Consider the following 10,632-nt stretch of genomic DNA (forward strand, 5'->3'; position numbering starts at 1 on the left):
CCCTACTTTCCCAAATCATACACATGGTAAACGATGCCAGCCGCAGCCGTGCACCTATTCAGAAATTAGCAGATACCGTTTCAGGTTATTTTGTGCCTGTGGTGGTTATTATTGCGGTAATCACCTTTGTGGTCTGGGCCATCTGGGGGCCTGAACCCGCTTATGTCTATGCGCTGGTCAATGCCATTGCCGTCTTGATTATCGATAAGACAGGAACGATCACTGAAGGAAAACCCACGGTAGAAAAAATGGGCGCATTCGGCGATTCCTTTTCTGAAAAGGAAATAACCCAACTTGTAGCTTCCTTGAACAGCTCTAGCGAACACCCACTCGCCGAAGCTACCGTGAAATATGGAAAAGAGCAAAAGACTGAAATACTTAAAGTTGAGGATTTTAGTGCTGTCACGGGAAAGGGGGTCGAAGGCAAAGTGGATGGGAAAAAGTTGGCCCTGGGAAATGCCAAAATGATGGAATATGCCAAAGCCACCATCTCCTCCGAAATGGAAAACGATGCGCAATCCTTTCAAAAACAAGGGAAAACCGTTTCCTATTTGGCTGTCGATGGCGAGGTGGCCGGCTATGTAGTGATAGGCGACAAAATCAAGAAAACAAGTGCTAAGGCTATCGCGGCACTGCAAGACAAAGGAATCGATGTGATTATGCTTACGGGAGATAATCACAACACGGCACAGGCAGTCGCTAGCGAACTTAATTTGGCCAACTTCAAGGCAGGAATGTTACCGGAAAACAAACTCGAGGAAGTCAAGAAATTACAGGAACAAGGCCATGTCGTAGCCATGGCCGGCGACGGTATCAACGATGCTCCGGCCTTGGCCAAAAGTGACGTGGGAATTGCCATGGGCACAGGTACCGATGTGGCCATAGAAAGCGCCATGATTACCTTGGTAAAAGGAGACCTGCATGGCATCGTAAAGGCAAGAAACCTGAGCGATGCCGTGATGAAAAATATAAAGCAGAACCTGTTTTTTGCGCTGATTTATAATACTTTAGGAGTGCCGATCGCGGCGGGCGTGCTGTTCCCATTTTTTGGGATACTGTTATCGCCCATGATTGCCGCCCTGGCAATGAGTTTCAGTTCCGTATCGGTCATTGCCAACGCCCTGAGGTTACGGACAAAATCAGTTCAATAATTATAAAACTCAAAATTATGGAACACAACGATAAAATGAATCAAGACAAAATGGGCAACAACTACTCGAATTTTATGCTCATGCTAGGGCTATCGTTTGTTGCGATGTACATCACCATGTATCTGAACACCTACGAAATTGACCATGTCTATTTTAGTCTGACCCGATTCTACATGTCCTGTTTGGGAATTGCAGCAATGGCCGTTATTATGTTATCCCTCATGCTTAAAATGTATACAAACAGGAAAAAGAACATGACCATTTATATCGGAAGCCTTTTGCTTTTCGTTAGTGCTTTGGTACTGGTGCGGGCCCAAAAACCGATAGTTGGCGATGTGCTGTGGATGAAAGCCATGATTCCGCATCACTCCATCGCTATCTTGACGAGCGAGCGGGCCGCTATCGAAGATCCGGAAGTAAAGAAGTTGGCCGAAGCTATTATCAAGGCCCAAAGAAAGGAAATTGGGGAAATGAAAGCGATGATAAAAAGATTGGAATCTGAAAATTAGAATTAGTATCTAGAAAACATGAACAAAAACATAATATACATCGGTATTGCAGTCGTCGTGGGCCTTTTAGCGGGCTATCTTATTTTCGGTGGATCTGCCAATGGATCCATGGCGAATGAGGATAATCCAAATAGGTCCGACAGCCATGACCATTCCGGAGAAACCGCAGAACAAATGTGGACCTGCTCCATGCACCCCCAGATCATGAGGCCCGAGCCTGGCGACTGCCCCATCTGCGGAATGGACCTGATTCCCGTGGAATCGAGTGCCCAAGGCTTGGCGATGAACGAGATAAAGATGACCAAAAACGCAATGGCCTTGGCCAATATCCGTACGACCGTTGTCGGTAATGCAACGGTAGAGGGCGACAATGCAATTTCATTGTCCGGAAAAATCAAGATGAACGAGGAAGCCAACGCCATACAGGCTAGTTATTTTGACGGTAGGATAGAGCGCCTCAATATCGATTACGAAGGACAACAAGTAAGAAAAGGCCAACTACTGGCCACGCTCTATGCGCCCAATCTTATAGCCGCGCAGCAAGAACTGATTACCGCAGCCTCCCTAAAAGAATCGCAGCCGAGCCTGTACAAGGCAGTTCGGAACAAATTAAAGCTTTGGAAACTAACCGAAAACCAGATCAACAGTATCGAGGAATCGGGTGAAGTAAAGGAGAATTTTCCGATCTATGCGACGGTTTCCGGTACGGTAGCCGAAAAAATGGCCTTTGAAGGCGATTATGTAAAGCAGGGCCAGCCTATATTAAAAGTCAGCAATCTCAATTCGGTCTGGGCGGAGTTCGATGCCTACGAAAATCAAATCGCACAGTTCAAAAAAGGGCAAAATATCAAGATAGTTTCCAATGCCTATCCCAACAAGGCATTCGATGCTACCGTTTCTTTTATCGACCCCGTTTTAAATACGCAAACGCGAACGGTTACGGTACGTGCGGTTCTAAACAACAAAGAGGGAATTTTCAAGCCCGGTATGTTCGTGACCGGAAAGATCGAAAGCAAGTCCGAAGTTTCTTCGGAACAGCTCAGCATTCCTGCGAGTGCAGTACTATGGACGGGCGAGCGTTCTTTGGTTTATGTTAAGACCGATCCCAACGAGCCCGTTTTCGAAATGCGGGAAATTGTTCTCGGCAATAGAAACGAGGATACTTTTGCTGTGGCATCCGGCCTAGAGGATGGTGATGAGATCGTGACCAACGGCACGTTTACCGTAGATGCCGCCGCCCAATTGCAAGGCAAAAAATCGATGATGAACCAAGGCAACGGCGAAGATAATGAACCGATGTCGGAGATGCGAATGGAACTATCCAAAAACACCCAAGACGCCTTTAAAAAAAGTATAATCCCTTATTTGGATATGAAGGATGCTTTTGTCGCTAGCGACGCCAAAAAAGTGGTGACGTTTGCAAAAGCGACATTAGAGAAAATTGAGGCCGTCCCGGAAACGGAATTGGGTAAAATGGAAAAATCCCATTTTTCTAAAATAAAAAAAATGTTGACCGCCATTGCAGAAAACGATGCTATTGAAAACCAACGCAGCCATTTTGTGGTCCTGAACCAGAATATGGTGCCTATAGTTATGAACATTGATGATATGGATTCCAAAGTATTCATCCACAAATGTCCGATGGCCGATAATAACAAGGGAGCCTTTTGGATAAGTGCCGATAAGGAAATACGCAACCCCTATTATGGCGAACAGATGATGACGTGCGGGAGTGTCGTTGATTCAATAAACTAACGTGATTGAAAAGCTTCCTTTATTCATCCTTATTAACCCCGACCCCGGTCAAGACCCGCATTCTATCCCACTCTTTTGTTCCATTTTATGTGAATAAGGGTAAAACTTATTTTTTTGAAAGGATAGTACCTTAAAAAGCAGAAAATGGGTTAGCTTAATTTCAAATAAATCATTTAATTTGATTGTTGATATCTTTGAATCTTGCCTGATAGCGGGTGAGTTCAACGGTTTCATGGCCTCTAGGCGTAAATCAAACCCATAAAAATGCATCCCATTAAATCCAAATTATTTTTTAGTGTTATCATCCTTTCTTACCTATTCTTTCAACCCAAGGTAACTCACGGGCAACAGCTACCGGCAAAAAAAGTATACGATATTGTTGATTATGGTGCCGTCGCAGATGGAAAAACCATGAATACCGAGGCCATACAAGCGGCCATAGATGCTGCCCATAAAAGAAAAAAAGGCGGGCGGGTTTTGTTTCCCAAAGGAACCTTTTTATCGGGAAGTATCGAAATGCGGAGTAATGTGGACCTCTATCTCGAAGCCGGTGCCGTACTTCTGGGGAGCACAAACCCCAACGATTACAAGGCCATGACTACCGAGGGCAGGCCGAGTTCCCCTAAAAATGACGACAACTCACAACTGGCCTTGGTCTTGGCAAACAAGGCCGACAATATATTCTTGTCCGGTAAGGGATTGATCGACGGACAAGGCAGGGGCCTGGCCTTGAACATCGATAGTCTGCACCCCGCGGGCGTTAAAATAGACCCCAACTACAGCGAGCATCGCATGCGGCCCAGTGAGACCGTGAGGCCCAAGTTGTTCCGGTTTTCCCAATGTAAGCAGGTGAAAATAACGGACCTTGAAATCAAGAACGGAGCCTGTTGGGGCCTATCCTTCGAGCTGTGTTCCGATCTGACTATCGATAATCTAAAACTGACCAACCGGGCCTATTGGAACAATGACGGCATGGATATTACGGATTCCCAAAACGTCAGGATCACTAATTGCGATGTCGATTCCGCCGATGACGGCATCTGCCTGAAATCCTATTATCCGGGCCATTTTAACGACAGCATCTACATTGCCGATTGCACCATCCGTTCCAGTGCCAGTGCCATCAAATTCGGCACGGCTTCCTATGGCGGCTTTAAAAACGTGACCATCAAGAACATTAAGGTGTTTGACACCTTTCGCTCTGCCATTGCCTTGGAGATGGTCGATGGAGGGGTCATCGAAAATATTGACATCCGAAACATCGAAGCCGTCAATACGGGAAATGCCATTTTTATCCGCTTGGGTCATCGGGACGGGGAAACGCCCGGTATCGTAAAAAACGTTCATATTAAGGATGTTAAAGTGCAAGTACCCTTCGGAAGGCCCGATAGCGACTATGATATGCGCGGCCCTGAAGTCGATTTTTTCCACAATACTTTTCCTTCTTCCATATCTGGGATGAAAGGCTATGAGGTGGAAAATGTGGTGCTGGAAAATATAAGTATTAGCTATCCCGGCAGAGCATCCAAAGGGATGGCCTATGTGCCTTTGAGTAGGTTGGACCAAGTTCCGGAAAACGAAAAGGACTATCCCGAGTTCCACATGTTCGGCGAACTGCCGGCTTGGGGATTTTACGTTCGGCATGCTAAGGGGATGACTTTTAAGAACATCGATCTGACCTTGGATGATCCTGATTTTCGGCCGGCTTTTGTGTTTGATAATGTGGAGGGTGTTACCATGGACCAGATTAATTTGCCCAACCCCGATAAGAAGCAGATTATCCTGTACAAGACCGAAAATATACAATTGGATGACCAGGTTCTTTCGTCTATATTAGAGCCATAATTAATAACGCTCCCCTCCGGAAATTCTCGATGGAATGACAAAGTACTTTCGTTTCAATGGGAGCCATACGTAATAACTTTTCCTTTTTTTAACCGAAAAACGACGATTATGTACCCTAAATTGTTTCTGCTTTTCATCCTAAGTATTATGCTTTTGTGTAAAACTAGTACTGAAAAGAAATATGAGGTTTTTAACGCGGCGCAGACAGCGTTCACCTATTCCGGCAGGACGGAAATGCGCAACGACACCACCCAAGCCTTGATAAGCTCGGCCGCGCATTTCGTTTGCCTAAAACGCATATTAATGGTAAATTTATAGTAATATAATATTTAGGGATTCGATACATTAATACAACAAATAAAGAGTATGGTTATGAGCACAAGAAAATACCTTGTTATTTACGAGAAGTCCAAGGACGGTTATAGTGCCTATGTACCCGACCTTCCAGGTTGTACTTCCGCAGGAGCGGACAGGCAGGAGATCGAGATGAACATTATCGAGGCCATGACCCTACATTTGGAAGTAATGGCCGACGAAGGCTTGGTCATTCCTGAACCTTCTTCCGATTCACAAATGTTGGTAATCACCGGGACATGAAGTACATGCAGATCGTTGAGATGATCGAGAAGGACGGCTGGTACCAAGTACGCCAAAAAGGGAGCCATCGCGCCTTTAAGCATAAAGATAAAAAGGGTATCGTTACCGTTGCCTACCATCGGATTTCCGATGAAGTTCCCAGGGGAACGCTTAACAGCATCTTGAAACAGTCCCAACTAAAGTGATTTTTTAATTTCAATTCGGTACGCAGTGATTAGAAATCGCATCCCGCAACATGGGCGTATCAACGGTTCCCGGGCAAACCGCCACACAGCGGATGTTGGGGGCATAATCAACAGCAATGCTCCGGGTCAGCCCCAATAGGGCCGTTTTTGAAGTGGTATAGGGCGCCACCCTTTCCTGTGAAATAAACGCCTGGACGCTGGACGCGTTGATGACCGCGCCTTTCCCTTTTTTCTGCATCGATGGCAGGGCGTATTTCGAACACAGAAAAGCACTTTTGAGATTCACGTTCATGACCAGATCCCATTCTTCCTCGGTCGTCTCGGTTACGGTAGAGTACCGTTGAATGCCCGCATTGTTTACCAGCACGTCGATTTCGCCAATTTCGGATATTCCTTTTTCGATGGCCTCTTTTACTTCCTTATCCTTTGAAAAGTCACAAATTATCGATACTAATTTTCCCTTTCCCTGGTTCAAATTGTCGAGGGCTTCCTTGTCCAAATCCAACACGATAACCGAATCCCCTTGATTAAGAAAATATTCGGCGCAGGCCTTACCGATGCCTTTTGCACCACCTGTTACGATTACATTTGCCATTATCCTTTAAATTTAGGTTCTACTTGCCCTACAGTATCCGTTTCTACGGCGAAACAGCGTCCAGCAAGGGGATTTGCTTCCTGCTCCTCTCTCGATAAATCGATACGGGAAGTAGTGATCAAAAGTATTTTCAGATTCTCGCCCCCAAAACAACAGCTGGTAACGTGTCGTACCGGTACCGCGATATCTTCTATCCAATGCCCCTCGGCGTTGAAATGACTGACCTTGGATCCCTCCCACATCGCCACCCAAAACCCGCCTTCACTATCAACGGTCATACCATCCGGAAATTCGTTTTTGGACCATTCGATATGGTTTCTTCTGTTGGAAATATTTCCGGTCTCGATGTCATAATCGTAGGCATATAGAACATTGCGGCTCGTATCGATCATAAAATAGGTTTTCTGGTCGGGAGACCATCCCATTCCATTGGTGATAAAGATATCAGTTTCCAACTGATGTACGCTGTGATCGGCATCCAAGCGATAGAGATTTCCCGTAGGATTGACTCCGTCATATTCCATAGTGCCCGCAAAAAAGCGGCCTTTAGGGTCGACGGCCCCATCGTTCATCCGTCTTTCGGGGACATCGATTTCGGGAGAATTGGCAACCAGTTCCAAACGATCGGTGGTCCCATCATAAAAACCGAAACCGTCCCTGACGCCAGCCACTATTTTTCCGCTCTCGCAAAGGGCGATTACGCCCAGTTCTTGGCCTACATTGAATTCCTGTGATTTTCCCGTTTTCCAATCCACCTTAAAATAAGATCCCTTTATAAGGTCGACACAATAGAATTTTTGTTGCGCCGGGCACCAAAGCGGCCCTTCACCATGAATAGGTTTGATGTCTAATATGGGTGTTGCTTTCATTTTTTAATGGTAAGCAATTCATTCAAGTCTCCTAAGCTAACAATTTTATGATTTCCATACAAGCTCGACTATTGTGGTACGGGGCTTTCCAAGGTCCCAACTTGTTTTCATTGATATACGGTTTACCTTGTCGGTCTACTCGAAAGAACCATTCCCCGTTGTTGTGGTCGATAATTTCGTCATCAATGAACTGCCATATCTTTTGTGCAACGGAACTGTAACTTTCATCCCCTGTAATTTTGGAAACATAAAGAAGACCCACGATAGCTTCCGCAGGGGGCCACCAATGTTTGTCAGCATCCAACTTTCCCGTTTTATAATCGATGGCGTTGAAAACACCAAAGTCTTCGTCCAGCGCCTCTTTGATAAAGGTATCGGTAACCGTAACGGCAAAGGCTTCGGTTTTTTGGATGAGGTCCGTATCTTTTAGCGTTCTTGCACCATGTATCATCAACCAGACCGCTTCGATATCGTGCCCGTAGGATGCCTCGGAAGATAGGTTTTTCCAATCCTCTGAAAAAAAGAGTTTAAAATGGTTGTTGTCCGAAGCGAATTTGTCCAAAAATAAAAGTATCAGGTTTTCAAGGGCTTGCCGGACTTTGGCACCCGGATTCACCTCAAAAAGGGTGGTATAGGCCTCCATAATATGCAAATGGGTGTTCATGCTCTTGGGGGCGTTGAGGTCTTTTTCGCTCAGGCGCATATCCTCGATAGCATCCCAATTTTCGGCGAAAGCTTCGGTGTATCCCTCTAAATCAAGGTCGAGGGCATGGGTTTCGACTAGATTGAAGAGTTCCATGGCCCAATTTAAGACTTCGGGTTTTTGGCAGAACTTGTAATATTCCGAAAGGGCGTAGATGGTAAATGCCTGCGCATACACTTGTTTTCTTCGGTTGGTGGGTTGTCCCAAGTAATCCAGTTCCCAGAAAACACCGCCCTGCGAAGAGTCCTTAAAGCGTTCTAGTAAATAGGAATAGGCCCTCTCGCATTCGCTTTTATAACGGTCGTCCCCATAATGATTGGATGCCGCGGAAAATGCCCATAAAATACGGGTATTAAGAATGATAACTTTGGGAGACTCCGGAATTGTCGTGCCAAAATGGTTTATGCGGCCCAAAAAACCACCGTGTTCAAAATCGGGGGCGTTTTTCTGCCAAAAGTCTAGGATATTTTTCAGTTCTGATTTGACCTTCGTTGAGAATTCCTCTTGCATAATATTTTAATATAGGCCCTTATTCCTTTCGATCAATTCCAAAATAGTCTCGACCGATCCGTTGGAATACAATTTATCCTCGGGCGTGTTCTTGCAATAATCGATTAGGATATCGATGGTAGAGGTAGCAACATGCGTGCGGGTATCGGAGGAGGCGTAATAGACGAACACCTTTCCGTCGTCGTCGGCGATCCATCCGTTGGAAAACAAGACGTTACCGACGTCGCCGATAATCTCCGCATCATTGGGCGCCAGCACATAGCCGCCGGGCTGGTGGATGACCTTTTGGATGTCGTTCAGATCGGTCATGAACATATATAGTACGTACCGCAATCCCGCTGCCGTGTTGCGAACTCCGTGGGCAAGGTGCAGCCATCCGTCCTTTGTTTTTAAGGGGGATGGGCCTTGGCCGTTTTTAAGTTCATAGACCGTATGATACTTTTTGGGATTGATGATGACCTCGTCCATAACCTGGGGATGCTCCATTTTCTCGAGAAATCCAAGCCCTATACCGCCACCGGCACCGGTATCTATAAATCCGTCTTGGGGCCGGGTATAAACTGCATACTTGCCGTTTACGAATTCGGGATGCAAGGTGACATTGCGTTGTTGGTTCGAATTGGAAATCAAGTCGGGAAGCCGTTCCCAATTTTCGAGATCTTTGGATCGGATGATGCCTGCATTGGCGATGGCCGAAGAGGTATCGCCATTGGGGGCATTGGGATCTTTTTTTTCGGTACAGAAGATGCCGTAGATATAGCCGTCCTCATGCCGAACCAAGCGCATATCATAGGCGTTGATATCCTCATCCTTGTTTTGGGGAAGCAGCAAAGGCCGTTCCCAAAATTTGAAATTATCGATGCCGTTCAGACTTTCTGCAAAAGCAAAAAAAGATTTCCTGTCGCTACCTTCCACCCGAACGGCGAGCACGTATTTGTCTTTCCATTTTATGGCAGCGGCGTTAAAGGTCGCGTTGATGCCGATCCGTTCGAGCCCATGCGGATTGGTTTCTTCATAAAGGTCGTACCGCCAGTGTATCGGTGCGTGTGCGGCCGTAATTATCGGATGTTCGTAGCGTTGAAAAATACCGTTGGAACTCGGTAAGGGGCTGTTCGTTCTTTGTATCAATTTTTTGTGTTCTTGGAATAACTGGTCAAAGGTGTCCGCAGTTTTGGGTAGGGTCATTTTTTTGTTCATTTGGAATTGCAATTTATTTTTTTGGCCCCGAAGCCTCGGGGGGAATTTTTATTTGGAATTTGGTCTTTCGATTGCCTGCCTGCTGATGTCATTCTGGCGGGCGCTCAAGGTGATATTTTATTCTTCGTTGGCTCTTCGCTCTGTCAGTTCTTTGTTGACCATTATCATGGTAGGGTCGTCCAGTTTATAAAAAAAGATGAACACGGCGGATAAAAAAGCCCCGATGGCGGGCATAAAACTGAGCATCATCCGTATGCCTGTTTTTGCTTCCTCCGTCTGTGCGACGTTGGCCTCGAAACCGTAGTAGGCGAGCATCCATCCGGTAACGGCACCGCCCAAGGTCCATCCCATTTTTTGTGACATCGATGAGGATGAGAATATGAGTCCCGTTGCCCTGCGCCCGGTCTGCCATTCCGAATAATCGGCGATATCGGCATACATAGACCACAGCAGCGGAAAAATGATACCGGCACAGATACTGATCAGAAACTGGAAAACAAAGATTAACGCAAGGTTATCTTCCCTGAACCAGAAAAATATACAGCTTAATATGGAGGCGATGATCATGGCCCAAAGAAAGGTCTTTTTCTTTCCGAACCTATCGGATACCGTTTTCGCCATGACCACGCCCACGATATTGGCCGCTTGCCCCAAGACCAGGTACAGCGTACTGAACGTGATGGAAATTTCAAGGATCGGCAACATAAAGGCGTCCT

General features: G+C 46.0%; 12 protein-coding genes. 7 read left to right on the forward strand and 5 right to left on the reverse strand.

The annotated features are described in order from the left end of the window. The 7 genes from ACEW8S_RS06865 to ACEW8S_RS06895 form a co-directional block, all read left to right on the forward strand. On the forward strand, positions 1-1,151 hold a 1,151-nt coding region (locus tag ACEW8S_RS06865), incomplete at its 5' end, for an HAD-IC family P-type ATPase (protein WP_373517427.1). Positions 1,152-1,168: 17 nt separating this feature from the next. Further along, on the forward strand, positions 1,169-1,660 hold the full coding sequence (locus ACEW8S_RS06870; protein ID WP_373517428.1) for a DUF305 domain-containing protein: 492 nt from the start codon (positions 1,169-1,171) through the stop codon (positions 1,658-1,660). An 18-nt stretch (positions 1,661-1,678) separates the two neighbouring features. After that, positions 1,679-3,415, forward strand: coding sequence for an efflux RND transporter periplasmic adaptor subunit (locus tag ACEW8S_RS06875; RefSeq protein ID WP_373517429.1), 1,737 nt, complete (start codon positions 1,679-1,681; stop codon positions 3,413-3,415). Positions 3,416-3,679: 264 nt separating this feature from the next. Next, on the forward strand, positions 3,680-5,260 hold the full coding sequence (locus ACEW8S_RS06880) for a glycoside hydrolase family 28 protein (RefSeq protein WP_373517430.1): 1,581 nt from the start codon (positions 3,680-3,682) through the stop codon (positions 5,258-5,260). Between the two features lie 108 nt (positions 5,261-5,368). Continuing rightward, a complete protein-coding gene (locus ACEW8S_RS06885; RefSeq protein ID WP_373517431.1) occupies positions 5,369-5,578 on the forward strand; it encodes a hypothetical protein in 210 nt (69 codons plus the stop codon). A 54-nt stretch (positions 5,579-5,632) separates the two neighbouring features. After that, positions 5,633-5,857 (forward strand): type II toxin-antitoxin system HicB family antitoxin, encoded by a 225-nt coding sequence (locus ACEW8S_RS06890; RefSeq protein ID WP_373517432.1) that lies wholly within the window; start codon positions 5,633-5,635, stop codon positions 5,855-5,857. Beyond that, positions 5,854-6,042, forward strand: a complete 189-nt coding sequence (locus ACEW8S_RS06895; protein ID WP_373517433.1) for a type II toxin-antitoxin system HicA family toxin — start codon at positions 5,854-5,856, stop codon at positions 6,040-6,042. Before ACEW8S_RS06890 ends, ACEW8S_RS06895 begins: the two co-directional genes overlap by 4 nt. A 10-nt stretch (positions 6,043-6,052) precedes the next feature. On the opposite strand, the gene ACEW8S_RS06900 is transcribed toward ACEW8S_RS06895, so the two are convergent. The 5 genes from ACEW8S_RS06900 to ACEW8S_RS06920 form a co-directional block, all read right to left on the reverse strand. Continuing rightward, positions 6,053-6,637, reverse strand: a complete 585-nt coding sequence (locus ACEW8S_RS06900) for an SDR family NAD(P)-dependent oxidoreductase (protein ID WP_373517434.1) — start codon at positions 6,635-6,637, stop codon at positions 6,053-6,055. Then, a complete protein-coding gene (locus tag ACEW8S_RS06905; RefSeq protein WP_373517435.1) occupies positions 6,637-7,506 on the reverse strand; it encodes an SMP-30/gluconolactonase/LRE family protein in 870 nt (289 codons plus the stop codon). The genes ACEW8S_RS06900 and ACEW8S_RS06905 overlap by 1 nt, the downstream gene beginning before the upstream one ends. Positions 7,507-7,537: 31 nt before the next feature. Beyond that, the gene (locus tag ACEW8S_RS06910) at positions 7,538-8,719 is read right to left on the reverse strand and encodes an AGE family epimerase/isomerase (protein WP_373517436.1); all 1,182 of its coding nucleotides are present in this window, start codon (positions 8,717-8,719) and stop codon (positions 7,538-7,540) included. Positions 8,720-8,725: 6 nt separating this feature from the next. Further along, positions 8,726-9,904, reverse strand: a complete 1,179-nt coding sequence (locus ACEW8S_RS06915) for a glycosidase (RefSeq protein ID WP_373517437.1) — start codon at positions 9,902-9,904, stop codon at positions 8,726-8,728. A 129-nt stretch (positions 9,905-10,033) separates the two neighbouring features. After that, positions 10,034-10,632, reverse strand: a 599-nt coding sequence (locus ACEW8S_RS06920) for an MFS transporter (RefSeq protein ID WP_373517438.1), incomplete at its 5' end; no start/stop codon positions are given.

The organism is Pricia sp. (genome assembly GCF_041745955.1).
GTDB lineage: Bacteria > Bacteroidota > Bacteroidia > Flavobacteriales > Flavobacteriaceae > Pricia.

What these genes read in the sequence shown, in the direction of transcription:
- ACEW8S_RS06880 (WP_373517430.1), top strand. Translation starts at nt 3,680, where the DNA reads ATGCATCCCATTAAATCCAAATTATTTTTTAGTGTTATCATCCTTTCT.
- ACEW8S_RS06915 (WP_373517437.1), bottom strand. Translation starts at nt 9,904, where the DNA reads ATGACCCTACCCAAAACTGCGGACACCTTTGACCAGTTATTCCAAGAA.
- ACEW8S_RS06905 (WP_373517435.1), bottom strand. Translation starts at nt 7,506, where the DNA reads ATGAAAGCAACACCCATATTAGACATCAAACCTATTCATGGTGAAGGG.
- ACEW8S_RS06875 (WP_373517429.1), top strand. Translation starts at nt 1,679, where the DNA reads ATGAACAAAAACATAATATACATCGGTATTGCAGTCGTCGTGGGCCTT.
- ACEW8S_RS06900 (WP_373517434.1), bottom strand. Translation starts at nt 6,637, where the DNA reads ATGGCAAATGTAATCGTAACAGGTGGTGCAAAAGGCATCGGTAAGGCC.
- ACEW8S_RS06870 (WP_373517428.1), top strand. Translation starts at nt 1,169, where the DNA reads ATGGAACACAACGATAAAATGAATCAAGACAAAATGGGCAACAACTAC.
- ACEW8S_RS06890 (WP_373517432.1), top strand. Translation starts at nt 5,633, where the DNA reads ATGAGCACAAGAAAATACCTTGTTATTTACGAGAAGTCCAAGGACGGT.
- ACEW8S_RS06885 (WP_373517431.1), top strand. Translation starts at nt 5,369, where the DNA reads ATGTACCCTAAATTGTTTCTGCTTTTCATCCTAAGTATTATGCTTTTG.
- ACEW8S_RS06910 (WP_373517436.1), bottom strand. Translation starts at nt 8,719, where the DNA reads ATGCAAGAGGAATTCTCAACGAAGGTCAAATCAGAACTGAAAAATATC.
- ACEW8S_RS06895 (WP_373517433.1), top strand. Translation starts at nt 5,854, where the DNA reads ATGAAGTACATGCAGATCGTTGAGATGATCGAGAAGGACGGCTGGTAC.